This is a genomic window from Rhizobium sp. BR 249 (assembly GCF_047445895.1).
Classification (GTDB): Bacteria; Pseudomonadota; Alphaproteobacteria; order Rhizobiales; family Rhizobiaceae; genus Rhizobium.
On record NZ_JARWKX010000041.1, the window covers coordinates 1 to 25,942 of the forward strand.

Consider the following 25,942-nt stretch of genomic DNA (forward strand, 5'->3'; position numbering starts at 1 on the left):
CCCTGCCTTGCATACGAACCAGGTTGTTCCAGCAACCATTCGGGCCACGATGAGGAGCCGATCGCGATCCTGCTTCTCCCCAACCCTAAAGGTTCTGGTGGCTGCGATCCGACAATCGGCGCGCCTTTGGCCGGGCGGCCGCCCGGCCAAAGGCAGTCACCTTATACAACATCTCTTATGCAAGGTGGCCCGAAGGGTCGGATGAGGGGGCCGCACGGCACAACCATCCCTCATCACGATGCACCACGCATTCCATCCGCCGCAGCGAAATGCGCCAGCTGGTCGGCATGCGCCTTTGCGAAGGCCGGGCGGGCGGTGGCGCGGGTGACGTAGTCGAGGCTGGCGGGATATTCGGCGAGCCCGCCGAACCGGTCGATGACACGCAGCACGTCGGCCATCAAAATATCGGCGACGGAGAAGCTGCCGGCCAGCCACTCGCGCTTTGCCAGCACCGGCTCCATGTGCTTCAACCGGGCCTTGAGCCAGCCGTCGAAAAACGTCCACTCCGGCCTGTCGCCGCTGTTGCCGGTAAATATCAGCAGCGCCCAGGGCTGGCTCACCGCCTCGACCGAATTCAGTGCCGCAAACAGCCATTTCACCGCCTCGGCCCGGTCGCGCGGCTCGGCCGGCAGCAGCGTCTCGCTGCGCTCGCCGAGATGCAAGAGGATCGCCCCGCTCTCGAAAATCGAAAGATCGCCATCGGTCAGCCACGGCACCTGGCCGAAAGGCTGATGGGCGAAATGCTCCGGCTTGCGATCCGCGAAGGGCACGCTCGCGACGCGATAAGGCAMCCCCGCCTCTTCAAGCGCCCAGCGCACACGCAGGTCCCGCACATTGCCGCGCGGCGGCTCGGGAACCCAATCGAAGGTAGTCAATACAAGCTCGCCCATCCGGCATCTCCCTGTCTGGCGTCTGTCCCAAGGACGGGCTGGAAAGGCCTCTCCCGACACCGGCACGCAGATTTTTCGCCGCCGGCAGTCTGGATTGCGATGCGAGGGATATCAATGTCAGGGCACCCCGCTTCGAGGCTTCTGACAGACACCACCTTTCCTCATTCCTGTGCCTGTCACAGGAATCCAGCCACCGCGCGTCTGCGCGGTGAATGACTTAATTCGAATTTGAAAAGAGTCTCTCACGCCCAAGGACTTGAGCGCGCTGGATTCCTGTGACATCCCTCGGGCGAAGCCCTGAGGACACAGGAATGAGGGAGTTCGGAGCCAGCGTGCGCACCCATGGCCGTACTTCCGCCAGTCGCGGCAATCTCCAACCTCCTCATCCTGAGGTGCGGAGCCCGCAGGGCGGAGCCTCGAAGGACACGCGCAGACGTCGCTCCTTGCAAATGTAATCTCGCCATCGACGCCGGCTTAATGCAATCCCGACCGCGGGAAAATCAAGCCCGAAACCGCAAATTCCGCCGCGTCAGCTGGCTGACCGAGGTGCAGCCCATCAGCTTCATGCCGCGCTCGATCTCCGTGCGCATCGTCTCCAGCGCGCGTTCGACGCCGGGCTGGCCGGCGGCGGCGAGCGGGAAGAGATAGTAGCGGCCGAGGCCGACGGCCTTTGCGCCGAGCGACAGGGCCTTCAGAACATGCGTTCCCCGCTGCACGCCGCCATCCATCATCACGTCGATCCGGTCGCCGACGGCATCGACGATTTCGGCGAGCTGGTCGAAGGCGCTGCGCGAGCCGTCGAGCTGGCGCCCGCCATGGTTGGAAAGCACGATGCCGGTGCAGCCGATTTCGACCGCGCGCTTGGCATCTTCCACCGACATGATGCCCTTCAGGCAGAATTGCCCGCCCCAGGCCTGCACCATGTCCGCCACGTCGTTCCATGACATGGAGGGGTCGAGCATTTCGGTGAAATAGCGGCTGATCGACAGCGCGCCGCCATCCATCTTCACGTGGCTTTCGAGCTGCGGCAGGGCGAAGCGCTCATGCGTCAGCCAGCCGATCGCCCAGGAGGGCTTGATCGCGAATTGCGTCATGCCGGCGAGATTGAGCTTGAAGGGAATGGAAAAACCGGTGCGCTTGTCGCGCTCGCGGTTGCCGCCGGTGATGCTGTCGACCGTCAGCATCATCGCCTGTACGCCCGCCGTCTTCGCCCGCGCCATCATCTCGCGGTTCAACCCGCGGTCCTTGTGGAAATAGAACTGATAGACCTGCGGCCCGCTGCTGATCTGCCGCGCCTCCTCCAGGCTGATCGTGCCGAGCGAGGAAACGCCGAACATCGTGCCGTACTTCGCCGCAGCCGCCGCCACCGCCCGCTCCCCCTGATGGTGGAAAAGCCGCTGCAGCGCCGTCGGCGAGCAATAGACCGGCATGGCAAGCTTCTGCCCCATGACAGTCACCGACATGTCGACATCGGCCACGCCTCTGAGAACATCGGGCACCAGATCGCAATTCTCGAAGGCCGCCGTATTGCGCCGATACGTCACCTCGTCATCGGCCGCGCCATCGATATAGTCGAAGATCGGCCCGGGAAGACGCTGCTTGGCCATGCGCCGGAAATCGTGGAAATTATAGCAGTCTGTAAGGCGCATCTCTTTGCTCGACCCCTCTTGTTTTCGGGCCGCAACCTAATGCACGATTCCAAATCTTGCCAAGGCTTCATTATAGGATTTGCGACCTCTCGGGCGGGATATTCTCTGCGGCAGCTGGTTGTGAAGATTGGAGATGGACAACAGCAGTGTTCTCCGGCCTGTCTTACGGCGCGGCATCCTCCACCCTCCCTCATCCTGAAGCGCGCAGGCCGGAGCCTCGAAGGACACGCTCCGACGCCGCTCCTTGCATTCACCAACCATCAGTGCGCCCGCCTCGCCCTTCGAGGCCCCTTGCGGGGCACCTCAGGGTGAGGCTCTCTTGAGCGCCGGCGCGACCTAAAACATATCCCGCCCATCACTGCGCGGATCGCCCTCCACCCGATGCGGCTCATAGAGGCCGGCGCGCGCCTTGCGCCGCCACGGCCGGGAGAGATCGCCGGGATTGTCGTCGATATCGGCAAGCGCTATCGCGGGCATTCCATTCGCCAGGCATTGCGCAGCCCACCGGCCGCCGGGGGCGACGATGCCGGAAGCGGCCGGCTGGCCTTCCGATCCGGGATAGGTCAGCATCGAGAAGCTCACCCAGTAGCTGTTGGTCGCCGCATGCCCCTGCGCCTCGGCGGCGAAGGATGGCTCGCTGACAGGCGACCCGCCGGTGGTCGAAAACAGCACGCAATGGACGTCCAGCCGCTCATATTCCGCGAAGATCTCCGGATAGTGGCACTCCATGCCGAGCGAGCAGCCGAAGCGGATGCCGTCGACCTCGAAGGTGACGGGGATCGAGCCCGGCGTGTACATGAAGGAAATCTTGGTGTTGGAGAGCAGCCGCTCGTCGTAGCGCGTCACCAGCGCGCCGCGATCGGAGACGACATAGAGGCTGTTGTGCGGGCGGTGCGGCTCGGTCAGCCGGTGCACCGATCCAAAGACGACCCACAATCCGAGTTCACGAGCGAGGCTGCGCGTCACATCGAGCTCCTCACGCAGCACGTCCCATTCGAACCGGCGCCAGTCGGACGGCCCGATCTCCCTCGGGCCGATCGCCGACATGATGCGCTTGTTCGGCGCTGAGGTCGCCCCTTCCGGGAAGTGCACGAGCCGGGCACCCGCCTCCCGCGCCTGCCGCATCAGCCCACGCATCTCCCGCCCGCTTTCGCGGAGCCCGGCAATATCGCGCGGATCGTCGTAACACCTGGTCTGCGCCACCGCCAGACGCAGCCGCCTGACCTGCGGGATTTCGTCTTTCGCAGACGTACGGCGCATATGCATGAGAGCCGTCGTGTAGGACTCGCCCGTCTTGGCGGCGCGTGCGCGCACGCGGCGTTTGAGGTTTCCGTTTTCGGTCATGTCTCGGCCTTTCCAGTCTCGGACGGCATTCCCCGGCAAGCGCACCCGAAACCTCAGGGCTGAGGTTGACGACCCGAGACGGAAAGTCCCTTTGCCTCCTGATGAAAGACCCTGCCGGGGAGGATCGAAAGGAGGTTCGGCGGAAGGCCACGCCAAGCAAAAACATGCCGCCCTCGCCCCGATTCGTCAATTCCGGCGTATGGCCGGCCGCGGCCCCATGCGCCAAGGCTCAATGCTGTCCCACAGGATGACCATCACCAGCATCGCCAGACGTTTCAACCCGCCGCAGCCCTTCCCTCGGCGCGATCATGTGCGGCAGCTTGATCGCCGACGCCAGGCCGAGCCTCGCCAGCAGGCGGATGAAATGCCAGCCGAGATCCATCTGCCCCGGCTCGATGCCGAGCCTGGCCGATTCCGGAAAGGCGTGATGATTGCCGTGGAAGCTCTCGCCGAAGGTCACGAGCCCGAAACGCGGCAGGTTGTAGCCCTGCACCGCGACATGATCGATGCTCCAGCCCTGATGGCCGCTGCGATGGGCGAAATGGCCGACCAGCCAGTGCCCGGTCAGCGACACCGATACCCGCACCGCAATCCCCCAGACCAGCCACGGGAGCCCGCCGAGCATGAAAAGCGCGAGCGCCAGGGGAAGCTGCTGGCCCATCCAGGTCGCCTCCAGCAAGCGATAGAGGCGGTCGCGCCGCACGCGCTCCTCGATCACGAAACGCGGCGGATGGGTGAGCGCCACGACGCAATGCATCTGCCAGAAGGCATCGACCAGGAAAGACCGGCGATGGGCATAGAGGTCATGGCAATCCCGCTGCCGCTGCGCCCAGTCGCGAATGTCATGCGCGTAGATCATGCCGAAGGGGCCGGCCATGCCGACCAGCGTGCCGAGATAGACGAGAAAATGCTCGATCCAGAGCGGCGTGCGGAACGAGCGGTGGATCAGCAGCCGGTGCATGCCGACGGAATGACCGAGGCAGATGGTGATGGCGGTCAGGAGGATGAAGACGCCAAAGGCGCTCCAGGTAAAGGTCAGCGGCCCGCCGACGATGGCGATCAGTGTCATGGCGGTGATCCAGACCGATTTTGCGGGCGCCCAGGCCACCCTGCCCTTCATCGGGTCGCTGCGGTCGTCGATCATGCGCCCTGTCGAAATGCTGCTCACGGCAAACTCCTTTCCATCGGGCGCATTCTTCGCTTGAATGCCGCCCGTCAATTCATTATTTAAAGAATTACCTAATTACTTTGCACGAACGCGAATAATTAAGCAATGAGCTAATTGCTTAATTTCTTCATGGATCGAGCAGCAGGCCAAGGAGACCGATTTGGAAGACGACGCTTTCGATGACACTGCGGACGGCAGCTCTACCGGCGCCCAGCGCGTATTCCACGCGCTGTCGAGCGCGCCGCGGCGCAAGATCCTCGCCTATCTCTCGGCATCGGGCCTGACCGCCGGCGAAATCGCCGACCGCTTCAGCATGTCGAAGCCCGCCGTTTCGCAGCATCTCTCGGTCCTCGAAGCCGCGGGGCTGATCAAACGCGAGAAACAGGGCCAGTTCGTCCACTATTCCCTGATCGAAAACAATCTCGTCAACGTGCTCAACGGCTTCGTGCAGGAAGTCTGCCCCATCGGCCGGCCGATCAAGAAGGAAAGCCAGGCACGCGCCCGCGCGAAATAGGACGGCGAAACCCACGAAAACAACGAGGTGAAGCCGTCGCCTGAATCAAATTCTCAAGCGGCGCGCTTTTACTGCTCTCGAAACTCGTGTCAGACTGCGCAGGCCGAGAGATCATCGAGGAGCCGGAACCATGCACAAGTACACCGTATCCATCACCCGCGAGATCGAAGCCGACACCGCCGAGGAGGCCGCCCTGCTCATGTATCAGGAGCTTGCGAAGGGACAGGTTCCCGACAGCTACACCGTCATCGACGAGGCGAAGGTGACGGCGGAGCTGAAGCTCGACCGGGAAAAGGCGGATGAATTCGCCAGCATCGACCACACCGCCGATCCGGGCAATTGGTAGGCGGCGGCATGCTGGAATACGACCCGCATTATCCGACGATCCTGCCTGTCGGCATCGCAGTTCCGCTTGTCTTCGCGCTGAACATCCTGATCCCTATCCTGGCCATTTTCGTTGCCCGACGGATGACGCGGCTGAGGTGGCTGCCGCATGCATTCGCGTTCCTGTGGGTGCTGTTCTCGGCATTCACGCTAGCCACTCTGGCGCTGCCGGCGATGGCGCCGGGTGAAGAGCCCGGTCCTGGCAATGGGTTCCTTCTGCTTCCCGTCTTGGGCGAAACGCCGATCGTGCTCATCGTCTACGCCCTCATTCTGCTTTTCCCGCGCTTGCATGGTTCAGCAACTCCGCAAGACAGATCCGCGACATTTCGATGAGCCGCATTCCTATGCGGCATCGTGCATCGGAGGCGGCAACCGGCTTTGCGCCAACCCCGAACTGCGCTAATCGCGAGATCCAAGCTCCTCACCGCAAGGAAACAACGTGACCTTCCCTGTCAAAATCGCCGTCGCCGGCATCAACGGCCGCATGGGCCGCGCCATCCTGCCGCTGCTGCAGGCCGATCCGGGATTTGCCTTCATCGGCGGCATCGGGCGTCCGGGCGCGAAGGGCGAAGGGCTGATCGACCGTTCGGCAGCGATCGAGGCAGCCGATGTGATCCTGGATTTCACCACCGGCGCCGCCGCCGCCGAGCTTGCCGGGCTCTCGGCCGCGGCCGGCGGGCCGGCGCTGGTGATCGGCGCGACCGGGTTCGAGCCGGATGAGCTCAAGCGGATCGCCGACGCCGCCCGCCACATTCCCATCCTGCGCTCCGGCAATTTCTCCATCGGCCTCAACATGCTGCTCGGCCTCGTTTCCCAGGCGGCGCGCGCCCTTCCCGCAAACGCCTGGGACATCGAAATCCTCGAAGCGCACCACAACAGGAAGATCGACGCCCCGTCCGGCACGGCGCTGATGCTCGGGCAAGCCGCTGCCGCGGGCCGTGGAACCAGCCTCGAATCCGTCGAGCGCCGAAGCCGCGACGGCATCACCGGCGAACGCCCGCCCGGCGAAATCGGCTTCGCCGTCCTGCGCGCCGGCGGCATCGTCGGCGAACACAGCGTACTCTTCGCCGCCGCCGAGGAAGTCGTCACCCTCTCGCACTCCGCCCTCGACCGCGCCATGTTCGCCCGCGGCGCACTCGCCGCCGCCCGCTGGATCACAGGCCGCGCTCCGGGCGAATACGACATGCAGGACGTTTTGGGGTTGGCGGCTGCCTTATGAAAACAATGAGTTGAGGGGCTTGGCGGAATCAAAACCTGAGCAGACACGGCTATGACATCGACAGGGGCGGAGCCGGCAGGACCGCAACCTCCCGTTCAGAGGAGTCTTGCGATCCCCACTGTCCGTAACAGCCTCACCTCACCCGCCGCGCCATCATCACATCGTCGATCTCCCGGCCGTCCTCCAGCACACCGCCCGGAATCCTGCCGATCTCGGCGAAACCCTGGCGCTGGTAAAACCGCATCGCCGCCGGGTTTTCGGTAAGCGGTGTGCCGCTCTCACTTTTACAGTAATCGCGGCTTTGATGGACGCTGTAACTATAGCCGTTTGCAGGCTTCGCGATTTGATCGTATCAACAACCTCACGTAGGTGGGTTGGATAGTTGGGAGTCATGATGACAGCGCCATACTATGATCTTGGCTCGCTCGATGACTGGCTTCTTAAACAAGGGCTTGAGCAGTCAGAGCGCGGGATTTCGATTGAAGACGAGCTTATTCCGGGGACGGTCGAGCGGTTGGGGCTGCCTTATGTCTATCTTTACGCTACGGTTATTTTTGACGGCGAAGTTGCCAATGGCGGCCTTCCTCAGTTCTTCGAGGACTCATCCGGCGCTTTGGCTCCTATTGTTCGGGATGCGTTGCAGGCAATGGAACTGCTCCACTACGCGACCATCATGACGCAACTGATCAACGCCTTTGGGCCGGAATATCCTCGCAATCAGTGGGTTCGAGTAGATAAGATAGACTCAGACACTTCTGTCCAGGAAATGCTGGATCGCGGCTATCATGCCATTGATGTCTGGAGCCGGGAGTTCATCCTCGCACGCGACAATTACGCCAGAAAAAATGAATTATTGAAATGAGAAACCGCGTCCAGAATGGCTCTTTTGAGCCTAATGCGTTGCAGGCGAACTGTTAGGAAGGCAGGATAATTCCACGGCAGAAGCTCGTCGATCTGGCTCTGTTTGTGCCCGTTGACGATGGCGGTGAGCGTGGCTGTCAGATAGGCCTGTGGTTCGACGACATTGAGTTTGCAGGTCTCAATGAGCGAGGCAATGGTCGCCCAGTTCTCTGCGCCCGCGTCATGCCCTGCAAAGAGTGCGTTCTTCCGATTGACGGCAACCGGTCGGATGGTCCGCTCGACGCTGTTGTTGTCAATCTCGATGCGCCCATCGGTCAGGAAGAGCTTCAGACCGTCCCAGTATTTGGCGATGTATGCCAAGGCCTCCGCCAAGTGGGAACTTGGCCGTGACACGAGCACGGTGATGGACGAGCCATGCCTGCATGTCGGTGATCAGTTGGGCAGATCGTTCCTGCCGTCCAGCAAGGCGAGCCTCCGGATGAAGGCCGCGCAATTCGGCCTCGATCCGATCCGGATGTCCAGGCCGACACGCTCAGGTGCGATCAGTCTGTTGTATCCGGCATAGCCGTCGACCTGGAGGATGCCGGAGAAGCCCTGCAATATGCGTTCGGCATGAATGCCCCCGCGACCGGGAGCGTAGGTGAAGGCGACGCCCGGCGGAGCGCCACCGCTCCATGGTCGGTCATCCCGCGCGAGCGCCCAGAAGCACCCGGTCTTGGTTTTGCGCGAGCCGGGATTAAGCATCGGAGCACGGGTCTCGTCCATGAAGAGCTTGGACGAGCGCTTCAGGTCGGCAATCAGCACATCGAAGACGGGAAGCAATTCGAAAGCGGCTCGACCGACCCAGTCGGCGAGCGTGGAGCGGTCCAGGTCGATGCCCTGACGGCTCATAATCTGGGCCTGCCGATAGAGGGGCAAGTGATCGGCATATTTGGAGACCAGCACATGGGCGACTGTTGCTTCCGTCGGCAGCCCTGCCTGGATCAGGCGTGCCAGAGCCGGGGCCTGAAAGACGCCGTCGGTGCAGGCACGGCACGCATATTTGGGACGACGGGTGACAATGACGCGGAACTGCGTCGGAACCACATCCAGCCGCTCTGAGATATCCTCGCCGATGCAATGCAGGCAACCGCCACAGGCACAGACCAGACTTTCCGGCTCGGATGCGGCGGGGCGCGAACGAGGGTGGAAACCGCTGCTCCAAACTCCCTCATCCCCTTCCTCGGGTTAACCCGAGGGATATCACAGGGATCCAGCGCGCCCAAGTCTTTGGGCGCAGAAGACTCCCGTTTCCGGCAAGAGTCATTCACGGCGCAGACGCGCCGTGGCTGGATTCCTGTGACAGGCACAGGAATGAGGGAGGAGATGTGGCGCTCGTCAAAGGTGCCCAAAGGACGGCACCACATCCCCATCACTGCGCCGGCGTTCCCACCCGGCCGCCCTTGCGGACGGTCGGCTCGCCGGTTGGGCGGAGATCCCATTGGTCGGTGCGGACGGCTGGTTCCTGGGTTGGCTGCCGGTCGCTCGTCCCCGGCGCCGGTTCGCGGGTCGAGCGCACGATCAGGTCATCCGGCTGCCCGGCCGGATCGAAGGCCGTCTGGTCGCTTGGCCTCTCCACGTTGAACGGCGCGATCTGGCGGATGACGACGAGAAGAACTATCCCGACGACCATGCACACCAGAGCGTAGAGAATGAAATATTTCAGTGCATATCCCTCGCCGATTGGCAGAGCGGCCTTGACAGCAGCGCGAATGATATTTCGCCCATCATTGATGGATACTTTAAAATAAGGCAATAGATTTTAACGAAAGCTGATGAATTTCAGAAATAGACAGAAGAGATTGCATCGTTATTGGAGAATTTACCAAGCACCTCGCGCAATGCTCGATTTTTCTTCAGAGAGAATCCCGCTCAGCCTCGCCTGTAGCGCGCCCGAAAGTCGCGCGGGCTACAGCCCTCGCGCGCGTGAAAGACCCGCGAGAAATAGAACGGATCGTCGATGCCGACCATGGCGGCGACCATTTCGATCCTCTCATCGGTGGTGACGAGCAACTGCTTGGCATGGTCCATGCGCACCCGCAGCTGGAAGGCCTTGGGCGGCAGGCCCGTTTCGGCGATGAATTTCCGCCGCAGCGTGGCGGGCGACATGCCGTGCCCGGCGGCAAAAGCCGCAAGGTCGAGCGGCTGCAGCGCGCTCTCCCGCAGCGTCTCGACGAGATCGCCGGCCGCCGCCTCGCCTTCCCGCCCCGCAGCGGCACCCGCCTGGCGCGCGGCGGCGATCACGATGCGATGCAGCAGAGATGCCGCCGAGGCCCGGCCGAGATAGGTATCGTCGATGAGATCGGCATGAAGCTGCCCGAAGAGCCGCGTCATCTCCTCGATATGGCGCAGCGCCACGAGCGGATGGCGCTCGGCCATCAGCCGCATCCGCACGAAATCCCGCGTGAACGAGCCTTCGAACAGCGCCCAGCACTCATCCCAGCCGGCCTCGTCAGGCCCGTAGGAATGCAGCCGGTTCGGAAACAGCCAGAAGAGCGCCGGCCCCTCCACGCGCTGGCGCCCGCCCGCGGCGGTTTCGAGAAAGCCCTGCCCGCGTTCCACCAGCACCACCGCGAAACTCGGCAATTTCCGGTCCTTCACCGCATGGCGCGCATGCTGCCTGCCGCTGCCGGTCACGGCAAGCCCGCCGGCCGCGGCAAGGGAAGATCGATAGATGGCCTCGGCTTGCCTCATGAGCGAAAAGTCCAGCTGCAACTTTCCTCCATGGCGATCGGCACGCGTGACGGGCTAATTGGAGGCAGGTGAAGTCAAGCCAGGGATGGATGAAATGTCAATTGCCGCGACCGCCGCCGAGACGAAAACGCCGCTCGCAGCCCATGGCAAGACGATCCCCGCCGAAAGGCTCGGTCAGCTCACGCCGACCGATCCCGCCATCGGCATCGAGGCCGTCCGCCGCCGCTACGAGGAGGATGGCTACGTCTGGCTGAAGGACCTGCTGCCGCGCGCCGACGTGATCGATTTCCGCCGCTGGGTCTTCGCCCGCCTCGCCGAAACCGGCCTGCTCGCACCTGACCACGATTTCGCCCTCGGCATCGCCGCCGCCGAGGGCGTCGACTGGAACCTCGCCAATCGCCGGCTGATGTCGCTCGTCCGCTCGGCCGCCTATGAAGGCTTCTGCGCCCAGCCGCCGCTCGTGCGCTTCATGGATGCCTTTCTCGATGGCATTTCCTATCTCCATAAGCGCAAGCTGATGCGTTACGTCCAGCCCGGCACGGCGGTGGCGACGCCCGCCCATTACGACCTCGTCTACCTCCGCGGTGGCACCAGCCGGCTGGTGACGGCCTGGATCCCGATCGGCGATACCCCCGCCGAAATGGGCGGCCTCGTCTATCTCGAAGGCTCGCATGCGCTCGGCCGCGGCATGGAGGCCGAATTCCGCGCCCGCAGCGGCGATCTCTCGCCGGAAGAGCGGATCAGCGCCTATAACAGCCACATGGCCGAAGGCGGCTGGATCTCCAAGGATCTGCCCGACATGGCCAAGCGCTTCGACACCCGCTGGCTCGCCGCCGATTACGAAGCCGGCGACGTCGTGCTGCACTCCCCCTACATGATCCACGCCGCCACCACCAACGAAGACCGCGCCCGGCGGCTGCGCCTCTCCACCGACATCCGCTACCAGAACGTCGACGACGAAATCGACGCCCGCTGGAGCAACCACTGGAGCCTGGGGGATATGCTGTAGGCCCGGGATCGATCCTTTCGCAGCCGAGACAGCGCCTGCGATATCGGCTAGACTACCGCCGCCGGCAGCTTGCTTGGAGGCGATCCCTAGGGATCGGCGAGCGCTCGGCTGAGGGGGACCCCGCATGTCGGCAATCGCATCTTTGTTTCAGGAAGCCGCCCGGCTTGCGGCCGGGTTTCGTGAGCGCACGCCGGCGCGCCATGTGCCCCGGCACGATTATGCCGCTTCGCTTGCCGCCTTCGACGAGCCGCTGCCGGCAGCCGGCGCTGACATGACCGATGTCATCAGGCAGCTCGCCGCGGATGCCGAGCCCGGCCTGCATTTCATGACCGGCCCGCGCTTCTTCGGCTGGGTCATCGGCGGCTCGCATCCGGTCGGCGTCGCGGCCGATTTCCTGACCAGCGCCTGGGGCCAGAATGCCGGAAACCACGTCGCCGCCCCGGCCGCCTCCGCCGTCGAAGCCGTCTCGGCGAGATGGCTTCTCGATATATTGAAGCTGCCGGCCGAAAGCTCGGTCGGCTTCGTCACGGGGGCGACCGTCGCCAACTTCACCTGCCTTGCCGCCGCCCGCGGCGAGGTGCTGCGCAAGGCCGGCTGGGATGCCGATGCCAAGGGCCTGTTCGGCGCGCCGGAGATTACCGTGCTGATCGGCGACGACGCGCACACGACCGTCTTTTCCGCACTGCAATTCCTCGGCCTCGGCCACGACCGCGTGCTGCGCCTGCCGGCCGACCCGATGGGCCGGATCGACCCATCCGCCCTGCCCGCCGCGCTTGCATCCGTCACCGGCCCCTGCATCGCCATCCTCCAGGCCGGGCAGATCAATACCGGCGGCTTCGACGATTTTCTCCGCATCATTCCGGCGCTCAAGGAAAAAGGCGCCTGGGTGCATGTCGACGGCGCCTTCGGCCTCTGGGCGCAGGCATCGGAGAAATTCAGCCATTTGAGCCGCGGCGTCGAGGCGGCCGACAGCTGGGCGACCGACGGCCACAAATGGCTGCAGACGCCCTATGACTGTGGCTATGCGATCGTGCGCCACGAGCTCGCCCACCGCCGCGCCATGACGATCGCCGCGAGCTACCTGCCGCTGGCAACCGAGGGCGAGCGCGACCCCTCCCATTACGTGCCGGAGCTTTCCCGGCGCGCCCGGGGCTTTGCCACCTGGGCGATGCTGAAACATCTCGGCCGCGACGGCATCGCCGCCCTCATCGACCAGTGCTGCGCCTCCGCCCGCCTGCTGGCCGAGCATCTCCAGCGCGAACCCGGCATCACCATCTTGAACGAGATCACGCTGAACCAGCTCATCCTCCGCTTCGCCACCGACCGCCCGGACGATGAAAGCGACGCGATCACCCGCAAGACCATCGCAAAGATCTGCGAAGACGCCACCCTCTTCGCCGGCGGCGCCAAATGGCGCGGCCGCGACGTCCTGCGCCTCTCCGTCACCAACTTCCAGACGAATGCCGATGAGGCCCGGTTGGCGGCGGACAGCATTGTCGCGGCTTTCAGGAGCGTCGGCCGCGGCTGACGTTCTTCCATGCGTGACATCGACTCTTGGCACTCCCCCGAGTAAAGCTACCGTCCTCTCTTCAAGATTGAGGGATTTCAGCCTGCAGTCCCTCGCCTCGCTCCACGCTCCAACGGTTTTCCAATGTCACGATATCTGCTGGCAATTGCCGCTCTTCTCGTCCTGACCCCGGCCTTTGCTCATGCCAGCGAGGCGCGCGGAAAGGCCCCTCGCCTCGCGACCGATAACTGTTCGGAAGTCGGCAGCATGATCGTCGCGCAGGTGCCGTCCGGCCCAACATATGGAGCCACTCATCTCAGATGCGGCCCGCAACAGGTCCTGAGGCTCGAGCGTCAGACGGGCCGCGATGGGGTCAATCCCATCTGGACCCCGGTCGATCAAATCGCCGTTACGATGCCCACACCCCGCCACGAAATCCTTGGGCCGGGATATTGCTCCTCCAGCCAATTTCCTGACGATGCCACCATCATTGCGCTCGGCACGATGGCGGAACAACCGGACGGCTCTTATGGATCGGAGAATGTGGTCAAAGCCTGGAGGTTCGACATCAAGCGCGAACGGCTGGCCGCCATCCCCGTTAACGGCGTTCTCTGCGCGGTGGACGGGGGCGATTGACGGTCCGGGCGGCTCCGTCAGGAACTCCGCGCTCCAACGAAAACGCCGACAGCCCGCCGGGCCGCTTATTGCAGCACGTCCAGCCCCTTGCGCTCGACCAGATCGAGGATCTTGACGGCGGTGCCGCTCGGCTTTTTCGTTCCCTGCTCCCAGGCCGCCACGGTGATCGTCTTGACGTTGAGGAACTGCGCAAACACGGCTTGGCTCACCTTATTTGCGTTGCGGATCTTCTTGATCTCCTCGGGCGTGTAATGGCGAAGCGGCGGCAGGCAAAGCGCGTCGAACTCCTTCATCGTCACATCGTCGACAAAGCCCGCTTCATGCAGCCGCTGAGCGGATTTGTGAACATTCCTAAGTATCCTGCTCATCGCACCTGATCTCCAGTATCTGCTTTTCCGCAATCATCCGAGCAAACGTCGGCAGCATGTTCGAACCTATCAGTTTACGCCGATGATTGCGTCAGTTGCTCTACCGATGCGCAGCTTCCGGCAATACCGGCAGAAAGTTTAGCAGGAACGCTTCCCCAAGCTCCCTCATTCCTGTGCTCGTCACAGGAATCCAGCCACGGCGCGTCCGCGCCGTGAATGAATCAATCGTTCGAAAAAAACAGTCTTTCGCGCCCAAGGACTTGGGCGCACTGGATTCCTGTGACATCCCTCGGGCAAAGCCCGAGGAAGGGAATGAGGGAGCTTGGGGAACCGTCGGCGTGAACCTGACGGCAGTGGCGCAAGACCGAGGATGATGGCCAAAGCCCGAGCGACCACGCAGATCGTGTTCGAGAGATATCGAAGACTGGCTCCAAACGAGTGCCGCAAGCGCCAAAGAGGTTTGGAAGGACGTTTTTAAGAGGCACCAACATTTTTAAAAACGCGCAGGAGACCCCCTGCAGATCCTGGCTGCACCCATTTTTTTAAAATGTTGACCTCTCTTAAAAACCTCTTTGTCAATATTAAGCTATTGGATTCATTGGAATCTGGTGGAAGAGAGGTTTTTAAGGGAGCAAATTTCCGGCTTCATCGTCGAACGGCGACGACGGAGCTGGCGCGGTAGCGGGACAGCTGGACCCGGTTGGATTGGTTGCCGCCGAAGAGGTAGACATATTGGCGGCGCTGGTCGAAATGGTCGAACAGGCTCACATGGAAGCGCCGGCCGCTGCGGATCACCACCACGTCGCCGCGCTGGGCGGAGCGGGCGAAGACCGGCTTGCCGAACTTCATCCAGGATCGCGCCATATTGGGATTGTCAGGCGGCTGACGCGACGATCGCTTGGCGATATAGGCCAGGAACGCCCCGCACCAGGAAGTGCGCCTCGGATTGACGCCGAGGAAGGAGATGGAGCGTTCATGCATGCTTTTGTATCGGGACGCCGTGGTGAGCATGTCTGCCTCACAGGGCACGGCAAGCGCCGTGAGGACGATGACGAGAATAACCTTCATGGTTTCCCACCATTGTTTGGAAGATCATGATGATCTCAATTGTGACGAAGAATAAAATGCGGCAGGAAACGTAAAGATGAATCATGGCGCGAATGAGAAGCAATTTATTCGTGTATTTATGGAGATAATCAGGAAACAAAGCTTGCCATGACAGGCTCTGCCGGCCCGGCGGGCAGACGCTGAGCGGACGGGAAAAGCCCGCCGCGCGAGACGTCAGAGGTCTCTTCCTGCCCGACCTATATTTCATGAGGGGCCCTCATAATACTTGAAGGATATCGACAATACATTGCCGCACCGAACCCGGCCGCACTTCGCGATCATTGCTGGGATTTAACTGGCATTTCCGGAGATCTTCCCGCACGCTGGCCTGAACGAAAGGAAGACGGATGAAGAGGCGGACCCTTGTGCTCGGCGGCGCGGCCATCGTCGCATCCTCGGTGGCGGCGGCCGCCCTGGCTGAGGGGGACGCTGTGCACGCATCAATTGCCTTTCGCTTGCCGAAGCCAGGCAATGAAGGGTGTGCCGTGTAGCCCCCTCATCTGCCTGCCGGCATCTTCTCCCCGCTGGGGAGAAGCAGAATCGTGGCAGCGTCTCACTCCATTTGAGACGTTTGCGGTAGGAAATGGCCACCGTGCGGTTTGGTCCCTTCTCCCCAGCGGGGAGAAGATGCCGGCAGGCAGATGAGGGGGCTACACGGCACATCTCTCATTGTCTGGCTTCGGTGAGCGAAAGCGAAGGGCACGCCTTCTCCCCCGCCAAAGAGGTTTGGAAGGACGTTTTTAAGAAGCCCCAACATTTTTAAAAATGCACCTTACATCTCGACCCCACCCATTTTCTAAAATGTTGACCTCTCTTAAAAACCTCTTTGCCAATCATAAGTCATTGGATTCATTTGCAATGAGTGACAGAGAGGTTTTTAAGCAGGCTATGAGCACGGCAAAAAACCGGATCTCGTTTGAACCAGATTCGGCATCCATGCGTATCTCCTCGGACAGCAAAGGAAACAGCAAGGGGTGATGACATGGTCATTAAGGAAAGTGTCGCCCGCACCGCTGGGCGGGCCGTCGACCAGGGGTTGGCGCGGCTGATGATGCGGTTGCCGGCGACGCGGCCGACGATCCGGGCGGCGGTGGCGAGCGATCCCGAACTTTGCGAATTGTGCGGCACCTATGGCGAAGCCTGTGCGCTGCTCGATGTCATGCGCCGGGACAGCTCGGCAGATCCCATGATGATCGCCGATTATGAGGGCATCTGCAGGGATATCGAAGCCGAATTCCTGCTGACCTTGATCGGCGAGGAATAAGGCCGGCCGCCCTCAGACCAGCGGATGATCCGGCTGGGCGGCGACATTCAGCGCCTGTTCGTCGGCGTGATGCGAAGCCTCGGGCGCAATCTCCTGATGCCAGGCGGCGTTGCCGTTTTCGCCGGCGCCGAAGAGATCGGCCACTTCGGTCGCGCCGAAATGATGGCCCTCGCCCGGCAGCACGCCGAACTTGTCGAAGGCCTCGCCGCCGAAGCGGCGCAGCAGCAGGCTTTCCGAGGAGACGCCGTCGTGCCCGAAGGCATTGCCGTGATGGGCGCCGTCGGCATCGGCCGACATCTTCGTCAGGCTGTCCTGCGTGGTATGGCTGGTATCGGCGGCCATCAGGCTGAGGCTCGTTTCCGTCGCGGCCTGGCTGTCGAAGCTCATAAGCGCCGCCTCGGTCTCGACCGTCGTATTGTTGCTGACGGGGAACGTGCCGGCGGCGATGATCGATGGCGATATGCTGTAGGGCGTCACGTCGCTGGCGATGAAATTGTCGTGGAAGGAACCGGATGCCGGCCGGTCGACCTTCAGCGCCGCCTGCGTCAGGTCGTCGAACAGGTTGCCGTAGATATCGATGCCCTCGCGGACATAGCTGGTCGTGCCGGCCGCACTGACCGCCACGCCCCAGACGCCGTCATGGATGTAATTGCCGGAGATATCGTAATCCCGCGTGTCGCCCTGGTCGCCGAGGCCGATGGCGTAGGACCAGCTGTAGCCGCCATAACCCGAAATATCGTTGCCGTGGATGGTGACGTTGGTGCCGGCCTGCGCGCCGATGCCGAAGCCGCCGCCGATGATCGTATTGTCCTCGACCAGCGCATTCACCGGCCGCACCAGCGCGATGACGCCTTTCGTCGTGATGGCGCCGGTCTGGTCGAGCGTGTTGCCGCTGATGACGATGTTGCTGCTGTCGTTCATCTGCACGGCATCCGCCGCCGTGCCGTGGGCATTGGTGACGGTGTTGTTGAGGAAATTGACGCCGTTGACCTTCTCGATCCACACACCGTCGCCGTTCACGTCGTTGATCGTGCTGTTTTCGATGGTGATGTTAGAGCCGGTGCGGAAGGTGATCGAACCGGATTTGGACAATCCGGTGTGATCGACCTCGACATTGCGCACGGTCCAATTTGAGACATATCCGCCATAGATGGCCGCGCCTTGAGTGTCGGAGATCTTCAGGTTCTCGATGACGATGTTCGAGGCATAGAGGCTGTGAATGCCGTCGTTCGGGCTGCTGATCACAGGCGCATCGCCGACGCCGTAGCTGCCGATGGTGATCGGCGCATCGACCGTGCCGGAATATTTCAGGTCGAGCTGGTCGTTATATGAGGTGCCGGCGGCAAGCAGCACGCTGTCACCCGGCTGCAGCTTCAAGTTTTCCACCGCCCAGAACGACGCAAAAGGCGCATCCTCGCTGGTCCCGGCATTGGTGTTGGAGCCGGTGGCCGAATTCACATAATAGATTGTCATATCGCCTTGTTCTCGCATTGTCGCCCAGCCGACTATGTCGGCTGCGACGCGTGGATCGGATGCGGTCGGGGGCTGAAGGCCATGCTGAGATGGCGTTCGATTGCCGTTACGGCGCTCGACAGGCCCTGGGCCTGCCATGCTCCCGAGCAGCCCGCCTGGCGGTGGCGGCTGCATCCTCAAGAATACAACTTATGAGGAAAGAATCTAGAAAACAACGAGCGAAAGGTGAATGAACGGTAACGTACCGAGGGACGGCTTACGTTAGGTAAGCGTCCGTCTTCGTTCTCCTCGTCGGAGTAAGGCAATGGAAGGTGTGCCGTGCGGCCCCCTCATCTGCCTGCCGGCATCTTCTCCCCGCAGGGGAGAAGCGGAATCGTGGCAGCGCCTCGCTTCCTCTAGAACTTTGGCTGTGTGAATGGTGACCGTGCGGCTTGGTCCCTTCTCCCCAGCGGGGAGAAGATGCCGGCAGGCAGATGAGGGGGCCACACGGCACGCCCCATCCCCTTCATCCTGAAATGCACATCATACGGCAACGTAGAAGAACGAGGGCGGATAATCAGCCTACCCCCGCACTCTCAGCTCACCAAACCATCCATATGAATATACACCGTCAGCGTATCCCCATCGCTATGCTGCGAGTTTCCATCATTGACCCCATAGCTGAACGTCTCGCTCACATGCCCGTCATGGCCGGGAAGCTTCGTGTCATCGAGCGTATAGGCATAATTCCCCTCCCGATCGACATGAATGGAACCATAGTCGCCCGTCAGCGTCAGGCCATGCTTGCCCACACTTTCGTCGCCGAAGCGGCGCAGCACCAGGGTGTCGTTGTCGGAGCTGTCGTTTTCGAGAAGATTGCCGCGATGGGCCTCGCCGTTGTCGGTGAAAATCTTCAGATTGTCGTGGACGGCGACGACGGCCGCGTCCGCGGCAGCCTCCGTCGTCGTCGTTGCGGCGGCGACCTTGGTGTCGGCGCTCGCAAGCGTCGTCTCGACATTGGCGACCGTCTGATTGCCGCTGACGGTAAACGTGTGCGCGTCGGCAATAGCGGGCGAGATGCTGGTGGCCGTGGTGCCGCTCTCGATCGTGTTGTTGGTGAAGGAGCCGGTGGCCGGCCTGTCGACCTTCAGCGCCGCCTGCGAGAGGTCGTCGAAGGTGTTGTCGTGCACCTTGATATTGGTGCGGGTATAGCTGGTGCCGATGGGGCCGCTGACGGCCACGCCCCATGCGCCGTCGTGGATGTGGTTGCCCGAGATGTCATAATCCCGCGCATCGCCCTGATCGCCGAGGCCGACGCCGAAGGACCAGCTGTAGCCGTGAAATCCGGATATGTCGTTGTCGCGGATGGCGATGGTCTTGCCCGCCTGCGCGCTGATACCGAAGCCGCCGCCGGTCAGCACATTGTCCTCGACCACGGCATTCGTCGGCCTGACAAGCGCGATCACGCCCTTCGGGCTGCTGGCATCGGTCTGATCGAGATGATTGCCCTTGATCAGAATATTGCTGCTGTCGTTCATCTGCACGGCATCGGCCGTCGAGCCGTTGGCGCTGGTGACGGTGTTGTTGAGAAGCTTGACGCCGGCGACCTTCTCGATCCAGAAACCGTCGCCCTTGACATCGGTTACCTTGCTGCTTTCGACGGTCACGTTCTTGCTGCTGCGGAAGGTGACGGCGCCCGCGCTTTCCGACAATCCCGTCTTGGAGATGTCGACATTGCGCACCGTCCAGTTCGTGACGCTGCCGCCATAGATACCGGCGCCGCCGATGTTCGAGATCTTCAGGTTCTCGATGACGATGTTGGAGGCATAGAGGCTGTGAATGCCGTCGCCATTGCTGTGGATCACAGGGGCCGAGCCCGTCCCATAACTGCCGATCTTGATCGGCGCGCTCTCGGTGCCGGAATATTTGATATCGAATTGTTCGTTAAAGACGCTTCCCTTGGCCAGCAGCACGCTGTCGCCCGGTTTCAGTTTCAAGGATTCCACTTTGGACAAAGTCGCAAAAGCCGATGACTGGTTCGTTCCACTGTTGCGGTCGGAGCCGGTCGCTGAGTTCACATAGTAGATTGTCATATCGCCAATGTTGCCCTGTTCGTCGGATCGCTACATCGCCACTGGAATCGACCGGGACCGGCCGTCCGAATGCGGCGGGGGCAAACCTAAGTGGCAAAGAGGCGAGAAGATGGTGTCAATGCGGCAAGGGGCCAGTTTGCCGGCCTTATTCCCCAGGCAGGGGCCGCGATGCCGGAAAGCTGCAACTCAGGTCGGGAAAGCCGCGACTTCGAGGCGAATAAATCGAGGAATCCCGGAGGAACGTACCTCACCTTCAGGCTGTGCGGCGGGTGATTCTGCTCTTTGCTTGCGCTTGCCGAGGCCAGACGATGAAAGTTGTGCCGTGCGGCCCCCTCATCTGCCTGCCGGCATCGACCGGGGCGAGCCACGGGTCTCGCCCGTCCTTCGGACCCCGCTTGGGAGAAGGGACCAAGCCGCATGGACGCCATTCACACAGCCAAAGTTCTAGAGGGACCGAGGCGCTGCCCCGATTCCGCTTCTCCCCAGCGGGGAGAAGATGCCGGCAGGCAGATGAGGGGGCCACACGGCACACCTTCCATTACCTGGCTTCCGCAAGATGGAAGCCACCGTCCCCATCCCAAACCCAATTTACACCCCCTCCCCGCCATGCTAAAAAAATGTGATTTCAACAACACAAGCAACACCATGAACCTCACCACAGCCCTCGCCCGCGAATCCGTCATCGCCGACGCCCTCCGCGCCATCGACGAAGCCATCGGCGACGAGCCGCCAGGCGAGCAAGCCTTCCGCATCGTCGCCGCCATCAAGGCCCTGCGCCCCGACCGTTCACCGCACGTCGCAAGCCTCGAACGCATCGATTATCTGGAGACCCTGCAGAAGAGCGCCCGCGCCGCCTGGAACGGACAATATGCCGCGGGCAGCATCGGCCCCGAATGCGATGCGGTCGCTGGTCTCGACACGCCGCTCGGCCGGCTGAAGATGGTGACATGGCGGCGCATCTGGCGCGGCGGCAGGATCGCCTGGGCCAGCGAATATTACCTCGGCGACGACCCCGTCAGCATCGCCGAAATCCGCGCCGCCGGCCTGGCACGCCGGCCGACGACGCGGAGCAGGAGGAAGGGTTGAGCGCCCTTCCCGAACAGGCGGCGCCACACCTCAAGACGTTGCGATTTCTACACCACAACCATTGCCCGGATAAAACACCCCATCACCAATGGGGGAATCCACCATGCGCGGACAGGTTTCGCTTTTCACCGATAACACCGCCCTCAAGGCCAGCGTCTCCGGCGGCCATGGCAAGGGTTATCTGTCGCTCGATATGGAAGCCGACGGCGTCATGGTCGTTATCTTCGCGCCCGCCGGGCGCCGCCGGGGGCTGGAGCGCATCGCCGCCGTCATGAACGAGGAGTTCGACCGGCCGCTCTCCGACGGGGATGACGAGGAGCAGCTCGAGGCCGAACTTGCCGCCGGCATCGAGGCGATCGGCCTCTGATCATGTTCGAAACCGCCTTCACGCTGACGCGCGGCGAAGAGGATATCGATCTCCTGGTCGAATATTCGCTGACGCCCTATCATCCCGGCAACCGCCACGCGCCGCCCGAATTCTGCACCCCGCCCTCCGGCGGCGAGGTCGAGCGGCTGACTGCCTTCCGCGACGGCGTGCCCCTCGATCTCACCGATGCCGAATACCGGCTGATCGAACGGCATATCGAGGAAACCCACGACCTGTTCCTGGCGGCGTGATCGCGCCGCACCCTCAAATGGAAAGGCCGGCGAAACAATCGCCGGCCCGCTCGCCTTCACCTGGAAGTGTTGCATGGCCGGCGGATCGGCGCGACCAGGCGATAGCGCTCTTTATTCGGCGGTATCGTCGTCCGGCGCCTGCGCCTCCAGCGAATCGCGGATCTGGTCGATCTTGCCGACGTCGTCACCGACGCCGAGAATGCTCTTTGCCTCCGCGAGAACGGCGGGGCTGACCGTGCCGGTCTTGCTGGCGGAGGCGAGCGCGTCTTCGAGCGCCGCGTCGCCGAGCAGCGGATCGTCGGCGGCGGGCTCGATGCCGTTGTCCAGCTCATACTGGGCATAGGCCACGGCATAATCGCGAATCGCCGCCATGCGCGGGTCCGAGCTGTTCAGCAGCGCCCGGTAGTTCCGGTTGAGCGAGTTCAGGCCGGCCATCTCGGCCTTCAGGTTCTTTTCCTTGGTAGCGGCAGCGGTCTTCGTCTTGGTTTCGCTCGCCTTGCCGTTGCCGCGCGCGTTTTCGGATTTTCCCGAGCCGCCGGAAGACTTCACGTTGCCCGAGCTCTTGCTGCCATGGCCGGAATTGCCGCTGCCATGGCCGGAGTTCCCGCCACCATTCCCGCCGCCGTTGCCACCGCCGTTGCCGCCGCCATTCCCGCCGCCGCCACCGCCGCCATTGCCGCCGTCCTTGGCGAAGGCATCCGCACCGGTTCCGATAGACGCGAGCGGGCTGGCCGCGAGCGCGAATGAAAAGGCCACCATCGTTGCGATTGTTGCGATACGCATGACTTTCTCCTGATTGCCGTCGATTCCAAGACTAACCCTAAGGGAGTATTGCAACCGGCACATCGGGCGAAGGTCCGGACCTCCCACCACCTTTGGTCCGGCCCCGGGCAAATGTTGCAACCAAGACGGCAGCGCCATCCCCGGTAGCAAACAGCCGTTGCCGCGGCGCGGGGGGCGCGCCCTCTCTCTCGCCGAACTGGCAGGCGCTGAAAACCGCCCGACGCCGCGCAACGAAGAGCAATGAACGGTGTGCCGTGCAGCCCCCTCATCCGACCCTTCGGGCCACCTTCTCCCCGCTGGGGAGAAGAGGGAACAAGCCGCCTGCTTATCTTTCTACTTTAGACGTTTCTAGGAAATGAGACATTGCCACGATTCCGCTTCTCCCCAGCGGGGGTCCGAAGGACGGGCGAGACCCGTGGCTCGCCCCGGTCGATGCCGGCAGGCAGATGAGGGGGCTGCACGGCACTACGCCGGAGATGCCGCAACAAACCCGCGCCCAGCCGCTGCGGCATGAAGGCAGACCAACCCAATGGCGGCAAGCGCGTTGATCAGCAGCACTTCCCCCACCACCGCCAGCGAAAACGCGCCCTCGCCCGATGGCAGCACCGAAGTCGCGGCATAGAGCACGCCTTCATAGGCGATGAAACCGGCGAGGAAGGCGACCGTCATCGTGACGGCGAGGTCGGCCGTCAAGCGTAGCGCCGCGATTGCCACGCCGAGCGAAGCAAAAGCCGCGATCCCGATCGCAAGGCCCCAGGCATAGCTGTCCCAAGTCTGGGGATAACCGAGCACGAGATAGCCGACCAGCTGGTTGGCGAGCCAGGCGAGCAGAACCGCCGTTACCGCCATGCGCCTGGGAAGCACCACCGCCGAAACCGCCGCCAGCGCCACGAAGGGCGTGACACAGGCGAAAACCAGGCTGAGGCCGACGCTTGCGCCCGCAATGGCGATGACCCAGGCGGCGGCGAAACCGGCCGCGGCAGGACGCAGGGGAAGCTGATCTCGTGCGAGCATCGCAAAAACTCCATTCGCAGGGCGCGGGCAGCCCCTCACCGAAACAATAGCAAAATCGCGAAAAAAGGCCAGCGACCCCAGGCGCGGCGGAGCCGCGCCGCTTCCGCGAATGCCGGCAAGCCAAGCGTCGAATGCAAGATGGCACGAAATCCTGCCATCGGCAGCGATGCCGGCCGCAACACGCAATTATTTTTCCGGATAAGCGCGCCGAAACAAAAAGATGAAAAACCCGGCAACGCGGAAAACAAGAAACCGCTCTCGCCGCCTCCCCCTGCGAGAAGTTAAAATTAATCTTAAATCCGCGTTAATCAGTGAATGCGAATATTTGCCTCAATGGTGGAGGGGTGCCTCTTCTTAAATCGGGAGCATGGCGTTGGATATTCTTGGTCGTGGTGCGAATGCTGTTGCGGTTCTGGATTCACTGGCGAAATCCCAGGCGATGATCGAATTCGATCTGACGGGCAGGATTCTGACGGCGAACGAGAATTTCTGCCGCGCGCTCGGATATGGTCTTTCGGAGATCGTCGGCCAGCATCACAGCATGTTCGTCGAGAAAGACTACGCCGCCTCCGCCGAATACAAGGCCTTCTGGGCCAAGCTCGCCGCCGGCAATTTCGATCAGCAGCAGTACAAGCGGATCGGCAAGGGCGGGCGCGAAGTCTGGATCGAGGCCTCCTACAATCCGGTCATGCGGCGCGGCAAGGTGGTCAAGGTCATCAAGATCGCCACCGACATCACCCGCCAGAAGCTGATTGCCGCCGAGGATGCCGGCAAGCTCGAAGCGCTCTCGCGCGCCCAGGCGATCATCGAATTCACGCCCGAGGGCGAGATCCTCGCCGCCAATGAGAATTTCCTCGCCGCGCTCGGCTATACGCTTGCGGAAATCAAGGGCAGGCATCACTCGATGTTCTGCGAGCCGGCCTATGCGGCCTCGGTGGAATACAAGGCCTTCTGGCCGAGTCTCGCGGCCGGCAAGCTCGCCGCCGACGAATTCATGCGCATCGGCAAGGGCGGCCGAAAGGTCTTCATCCAGGCCTCCTACAATCCGATCTTCGACATGAACGGCAAGGTCTTCAAGGTCGTGAAATTCGCGACCGACGTGACGCCGCGCGTCGAAAATGTCGAACAGCTCGCGGCCTGCCTGACGAACCTGTCGAACGGCGATCTCTCGCAGAAGATCGCCTCCCCCTTCATTCCGTCGCTGGAGCGCCTGCGCACCGATTTCAACAGCGCCTCCGACAAGCTCAAGCATGCCATGGCGACCGTCGCCGACAATGCCAAGGCGATCTCCGCGAGCTCGGAAGAGATCGGCAGTGCGGCCGACGACCTGGCGAAACGAACCGAACAGCAGGCGGCCTCCGTCGAGCAGACGGCCGCGACGCTCGAAGAGATCACCACAACAGTCAAGGATGCGAGCAAGCGCGCGGGCGAAGCCGGCGACCTCGTGACCCATACCAAGGCCCATGCCGAACATTCGGCCGAGGTCGTGAAAAACGCCATCGCGGCCATGGACCAGATCGAAAATTCCTCACGGGAAATTTCCAACATCATCGGCGTCATCGACGAGATCGCCTTCCAGACGAACCTGCTGGCGCTGAACGCCGGCATCGAGGCGGCGCGCGCCGGCGAGGCCGGCAAAGGCTTTGCGGTCGTAGCGATGGAAGTGCGCGAACTTGCCCAGCGCTCCGCCGACGCCGCCAAGGAAATCAAGGCGCTGATCACCGCCTCCAGCGGCCATGTCGCCACCGGCGTCACCCTCGTCAGCAAGACCGGCAGCGCGCTCGAGGAAATCGCCGAACAGTTCCACCACATCAACAGCAACGTCGTGGCGATCGTCAAAGCCTCGCGCGAGCAGTCCACCGCGCTCGCCGAAGTCAACAATGCGGTCAACTCAGTCGATCAGAGCACCCAGCAGAACGCCGCCATGGTCGAGGAACAGACCGCAGCCAGCCACAGCCTCGCCCACGAGGCCGCCGCCCTCTTCGAACTCCTCAGCCAGTTCCGCTTCGACGACGCCCCGAGAGCGGCCAATGTCTCCACCCTTCCCGGCCCCAAATCCCCGAAACCGGCCCCACTCCACCGGCCCCGCCCGGCAAGATCACATGGCTCGGCCGCCGTGGCTGAAGCGGGCTGGCAGGATTTTTGATGCCTGGCGACAACGGTTGCGCCTGTCACTCACGACGGTAGCGCAGCCACGAGAGGGCGGAGCCTCGAAGCCCGCGTCGCAACGCCTCTCCTTGCAT

General features: G+C 62.6%; 25 protein-coding genes and 2 pseudogenes. 13 read left to right on the forward strand and 14 right to left on the reverse strand.

Going from position 1 to position 25,942, the window contains the following annotated elements; translation table 11 throughout:
- Nucleotides 1–233: 233 nt before the first annotated feature.
- The 4 genes from QD408_RS25855 to QD408_RS25870 all read right to left on the reverse strand — a co-directional run bounded on the left by QD408_RS25855 (nucleotide 234) and on the right by QD408_RS25870 (nucleotide 5,051).
- A complete protein-coding gene (locus tag QD408_RS25855; RefSeq protein ID WP_414141248.1) occupies nucleotides 234–890 on the reverse strand; it encodes a glutathione S-transferase family protein in 657 nt (218 codons plus the stop codon).
- A 500-nt stretch (nucleotides 891–1,390) separates the two neighbouring features.
- Complete coding sequence (locus QD408_RS25860; protein WP_414141249.1) at nucleotides 1,391–2,539, reverse strand: alpha-hydroxy acid oxidase; 1,149 nt, start codon at nucleotides 2,537–2,539, stop codon at nucleotides 1,391–1,393.
- A 336-nt stretch (nucleotides 2,540–2,875) separates the two neighbouring features.
- A complete protein-coding gene (locus tag QD408_RS25865) occupies nucleotides 2,876–3,883 on the reverse strand; it encodes a carbon-nitrogen hydrolase family protein (protein WP_414141250.1) in 1,008 nt (335 codons plus the stop codon).
- 229 nt (nucleotides 3,884–4,112) lie between these two features.
- Entirely contained in the window at nucleotides 4,113–5,051 is a 939-nt protein-coding gene (locus QD408_RS25870; protein ID WP_414141251.1) for an acyl-CoA desaturase, read from the reverse strand.
- Between the two features lie 160 nt (nucleotides 5,052–5,211).
- Here QD408_RS25870 and QD408_RS25875 point away from each other — a divergent pair, with 160 nt between their 5' ends.
- From QD408_RS25875 to dapB, 4 genes are all read left to right on the forward strand, one after another.
- Nucleotides 5,212–5,565, forward strand: a complete 354-nt coding sequence (locus QD408_RS25875) for a metalloregulator ArsR/SmtB family transcription factor (protein ID WP_088685256.1) — start codon at nucleotides 5,212–5,214, stop codon at nucleotides 5,563–5,565.
- Between the two features lie 130 nt (nucleotides 5,566–5,695).
- The gene (locus QD408_RS25880) at nucleotides 5,696–5,911 is read left to right on the forward strand and encodes a hypothetical protein (protein WP_414141252.1); all 216 of its coding nucleotides are present in this window, start codon (nucleotides 5,696–5,698) and stop codon (nucleotides 5,909–5,911) included.
- An 8-nt stretch (nucleotides 5,912–5,919) separates the two neighbouring features.
- On the forward strand, nucleotides 5,920–6,282 hold the full coding sequence (locus tag QD408_RS25885) for a hypothetical protein (protein WP_414141253.1): 363 nt from the start codon (nucleotides 5,920–5,922) through the stop codon (nucleotides 6,280–6,282).
- Between the two features lie 106 nt (nucleotides 6,283–6,388).
- Nucleotides 6,389–7,168 carry a 4-hydroxy-tetrahydrodipicolinate reductase gene (gene dapB / locus QD408_RS25890; RefSeq protein ID WP_414141254.1) on the forward strand — a complete coding sequence of 260 codons (780 nt, stop codon included), beginning with the start codon at nucleotides 6,389–6,391 and terminating at the stop codon, nucleotides 7,166–7,168.
- Between the two features lie 133 nt (nucleotides 7,169–7,301).
- Here dapB and QD408_RS25895 read toward each other — a convergent pair.
- Nucleotides 7,302–7,427: pseudogene (locus tag QD408_RS25895) on the reverse strand (GNAT family N-acetyltransferase); the annotation flags it as partial.
- 135 nt (nucleotides 7,428–7,562) lie between these two features.
- Between QD408_RS25895 and QD408_RS25900 the strand changes: the two are divergent.
- Entirely contained in the window at nucleotides 7,563–8,030 is a 468-nt protein-coding gene (locus tag QD408_RS25900) for a DUF4375 domain-containing protein (RefSeq protein WP_414141255.1), read from the forward strand.
- 59 nt (nucleotides 8,031–8,089) lie between these two features.
- Here QD408_RS25900 and tnpC read toward each other — a convergent pair.
- The 3 genes and pseudogenes from tnpC to QD408_RS25915 all read right to left on the reverse strand — a co-directional run.
- A pseudogene (tnpC, locus tag QD408_RS25905) lies at nucleotides 8,090–9,190 on the reverse strand (IS66 family transposase); the annotation flags it as partial.
- Nucleotides 9,191–9,440: 250 nt separating this feature from the next.
- Complete coding sequence (locus QD408_RS25910) at nucleotides 9,441–9,782, reverse strand: hypothetical protein (protein ID WP_414141279.1); 342 nt, start codon at nucleotides 9,780–9,782, stop codon at nucleotides 9,441–9,443.
- 158 nt (nucleotides 9,783–9,940) lie between these two features.
- Complete coding sequence (locus QD408_RS25915; RefSeq protein WP_414141256.1) at nucleotides 9,941–10,762, reverse strand: AraC family transcriptional regulator; 822 nt, start codon at nucleotides 10,760–10,762, stop codon at nucleotides 9,941–9,943.
- Between the two features lie 94 nt (nucleotides 10,763–10,856).
- On the opposite strand from QD408_RS25915, the gene QD408_RS25920 reads away from it, so the two are divergent.
- The 3 genes from QD408_RS25920 to QD408_RS25930 all read left to right on the forward strand — a co-directional run bounded on the left by QD408_RS25920 (nucleotide 10,857) and on the right by QD408_RS25930 (nucleotide 13,914).
- A complete protein-coding gene (locus tag QD408_RS25920; protein WP_414141257.1) occupies nucleotides 10,857–11,771 on the forward strand; it encodes a phytanoyl-CoA dioxygenase family protein in 915 nt (304 codons plus the stop codon).
- A gap of 124 nt (nucleotides 11,772–11,895) precedes the next feature.
- A complete protein-coding gene (locus QD408_RS25925) occupies nucleotides 11,896–13,299 on the forward strand; it encodes a pyridoxal phosphate-dependent decarboxylase family protein (RefSeq protein WP_414141258.1) in 1,404 nt (467 codons plus the stop codon).
- Nucleotides 13,300–13,545: 246 nt separating this feature from the next.
- A complete protein-coding gene (locus QD408_RS25930) occupies nucleotides 13,546–13,914 on the forward strand; it encodes a hypothetical protein (RefSeq protein WP_414141259.1) in 369 nt (122 codons plus the stop codon).
- 65 nt (nucleotides 13,915–13,979) lie between these two features.
- Here the strand turns inward: QD408_RS25930 and QD408_RS25935 are convergent, their stop codons facing one another.
- Nucleotides 13,980–14,282 (reverse strand): helix-turn-helix domain-containing protein, encoded by a 303-nt coding sequence (locus QD408_RS25935; RefSeq protein WP_414141261.1) that lies wholly within the window; start codon nucleotides 14,280–14,282, stop codon nucleotides 13,980–13,982.
- 645 nt (nucleotides 14,283–14,927) lie between these two features.
- Nucleotides 14,928–15,350, reverse strand: coding sequence for a TIGR02594 family protein (locus tag QD408_RS25940; RefSeq protein WP_414141262.1), 423 nt, complete (start codon nucleotides 15,348–15,350; stop codon nucleotides 14,928–14,930).
- A gap of 1,021 nt (nucleotides 15,351–16,371) precedes the next feature.
- Between QD408_RS25940 and QD408_RS25945 the strand changes: the two genes are divergently transcribed.
- Nucleotides 16,372–16,653: a nodulation protein gene (locus QD408_RS25945; protein WP_414141263.1), complete on the forward strand. Its 282-nt coding sequence runs from the start codon at nucleotides 16,372–16,374 to the stop codon at nucleotides 16,651–16,653.
- A gap of 12 nt (nucleotides 16,654–16,665) precedes the next feature.
- Here QD408_RS25945 and QD408_RS25950 read toward each other — a convergent pair whose 3' ends face one another.
- Nucleotides 16,666–18,126, reverse strand: coding sequence for a right-handed parallel beta-helix repeat-containing protein (locus tag QD408_RS25950; protein ID WP_414141264.1), 1,461 nt, complete (start codon nucleotides 18,124–18,126; stop codon nucleotides 16,666–16,668).
- 575 nt (nucleotides 18,127–18,701) lie between these two features.
- Nucleotides 18,702–20,198 carry a right-handed parallel beta-helix repeat-containing protein gene (locus QD408_RS25955; RefSeq protein ID WP_414141265.1) on the reverse strand — a complete coding sequence of 499 codons (1,497 nt, stop codon included), beginning with the start codon at nucleotides 20,196–20,198 and terminating at the stop codon, nucleotides 18,702–18,704.
- A 645-nt stretch (nucleotides 20,199–20,843) separates the two neighbouring features.
- Here QD408_RS25955 and QD408_RS25960 point away from each other — a divergent pair.
- From QD408_RS25960 to QD408_RS25970, 3 genes are all read left to right on the forward strand, one after another.
- A complete protein-coding gene (locus QD408_RS25960) occupies nucleotides 20,844–21,284 on the forward strand; it encodes a hypothetical protein (protein ID WP_414141266.1) in 441 nt (146 codons plus the stop codon).
- Nucleotides 21,285–21,387: 103 nt separating this feature from the next.
- Nucleotides 21,388–21,651, forward strand: a complete 264-nt coding sequence (locus QD408_RS25965) for a hypothetical protein (protein ID WP_088685270.1) — start codon at nucleotides 21,388–21,390, stop codon at nucleotides 21,649–21,651.
- A gap of 2 nt (nucleotides 21,652–21,653) precedes the next feature.
- Nucleotides 21,654–21,902, forward strand: coding sequence for a hypothetical protein (locus QD408_RS25970; protein WP_414141267.1), 249 nt, complete (start codon nucleotides 21,654–21,656; stop codon nucleotides 21,900–21,902).
- 111 nt (nucleotides 21,903–22,013) lie between these two features.
- On the opposite strand, the gene QD408_RS25975 is transcribed toward QD408_RS25970, so the two are convergent.
- A complete protein-coding gene (locus tag QD408_RS25975) occupies nucleotides 22,014–22,685 on the reverse strand; it encodes a hypothetical protein (protein WP_414141268.1) in 672 nt (223 codons plus the stop codon).
- A 465-nt stretch (nucleotides 22,686–23,150) separates the two neighbouring features.
- Entirely contained in the window at nucleotides 23,151–23,699 is a 549-nt protein-coding gene (locus QD408_RS25980; RefSeq protein ID WP_414141269.1) for a hypothetical protein, read from the reverse strand.
- 367 nt (nucleotides 23,700–24,066) lie between these two features.
- On the opposite strand from QD408_RS25980, the gene QD408_RS25985 reads away from it, so the two are divergent.
- Nucleotides 24,067–25,845 carry a methyl-accepting chemotaxis protein gene (locus QD408_RS25985; RefSeq protein WP_414141270.1) on the forward strand — a complete coding sequence of 593 codons (1,779 nt, stop codon included), beginning with the start codon at nucleotides 24,067–24,069 and terminating at the stop codon, nucleotides 25,843–25,845.
- The last annotated feature ends 97 nt before the right edge of the window (nucleotides 25,846–25,942 follow it).

Excerpts from the sequence above, each read along its gene's own strand:
- QD408_RS25860 (WP_414141249.1), bottom strand. The coding sequence starts at position 2,539 with ATGCGCCTTACAGACTGCTATAATTTCCACGATTTCCGGCGCATGGCC.
- QD408_RS25865 (WP_414141250.1), bottom strand. The coding sequence starts at position 3,883 with ATGACCGAAAACGGAAACCTCAAACGCCGCGTGCGCGCACGCGCCGCC.
- QD408_RS25880 (WP_414141252.1), top strand. The coding sequence starts at position 5,696 with ATGCACAAGTACACCGTATCCATCACCCGCGAGATCGAAGCCGACACC.
- QD408_RS25885 (WP_414141253.1), top strand. The coding sequence starts at position 5,920 with ATGCTGGAATACGACCCGCATTATCCGACGATCCTGCCTGTCGGCATC.
- QD408_RS25900 (WP_414141255.1), top strand. The coding sequence starts at position 7,563 with ATGACAGCGCCATACTATGATCTTGGCTCGCTCGATGACTGGCTTCTT.
- QD408_RS25915 (WP_414141256.1), bottom strand. The coding sequence starts at position 10,762 with ATGAGGCAAGCCGAGGCCATCTATCGATCTTCCCTTGCCGCGGCCGGC.
- QD408_RS25920 (WP_414141257.1), top strand. The coding sequence starts at position 10,857 with ATGTCAATTGCCGCGACCGCCGCCGAGACGAAAACGCCGCTCGCAGCC.
- QD408_RS25925 (WP_414141258.1), top strand. The coding sequence starts at position 11,896 with ATGTCGGCAATCGCATCTTTGTTTCAGGAAGCCGCCCGGCTTGCGGCC.
- QD408_RS25930 (WP_414141259.1), top strand. The coding sequence starts at position 13,546 with ATGATCGTCGCGCAGGTGCCGTCCGGCCCAACATATGGAGCCACTCAT.
- QD408_RS25935 (WP_414141261.1), bottom strand. The coding sequence starts at position 14,282 with ATGAGCAGGATACTTAGGAATGTTCACAAATCCGCTCAGCGGCTGCAT.
- QD408_RS25940 (WP_414141262.1), bottom strand. The coding sequence starts at position 15,350 with ATGAAGGTTATTCTCGTCATCGTCCTCACGGCGCTTGCCGTGCCCTGT.
- QD408_RS25945 (WP_414141263.1), top strand. The coding sequence starts at position 16,372 with ATGGTCATTAAGGAAAGTGTCGCCCGCACCGCTGGGCGGGCCGTCGAC.
- QD408_RS25950 (WP_414141264.1), bottom strand. The coding sequence starts at position 18,126 with ATGACAATCTATTATGTGAATTCGGCCACCGGCTCCAACACCAATGCC.
- QD408_RS25955 (WP_414141265.1), bottom strand. The coding sequence starts at position 20,198 with ATGACAATCTACTATGTGAACTCAGCGACCGGCTCCGACCGCAACAGT.
- QD408_RS25960 (WP_414141266.1), top strand. The coding sequence starts at position 20,844 with ATGAACCTCACCACAGCCCTCGCCCGCGAATCCGTCATCGCCGACGCC.
- QD408_RS25965 (WP_088685270.1), top strand. The coding sequence starts at position 21,388 with ATGCGCGGACAGGTTTCGCTTTTCACCGATAACACCGCCCTCAAGGCC.
- QD408_RS25970 (WP_414141267.1), top strand. The coding sequence starts at position 21,654 with ATGTTCGAAACCGCCTTCACGCTGACGCGCGGCGAAGAGGATATCGAT.
- QD408_RS25975 (WP_414141268.1), bottom strand. The coding sequence starts at position 22,685 with ATGCGTATCGCAACAATCGCAACGATGGTGGCCTTTTCATTCGCGCTC.
- QD408_RS25980 (WP_414141269.1), bottom strand. The coding sequence starts at position 23,699 with ATGCTCGCACGAGATCAGCTTCCCCTGCGTCCTGCCGCGGCCGGTTTC.
- QD408_RS25985 (WP_414141270.1), top strand. The coding sequence starts at position 24,067 with ATGGCGTTGGATATTCTTGGTCGTGGTGCGAATGCTGTTGCGGTTCTG.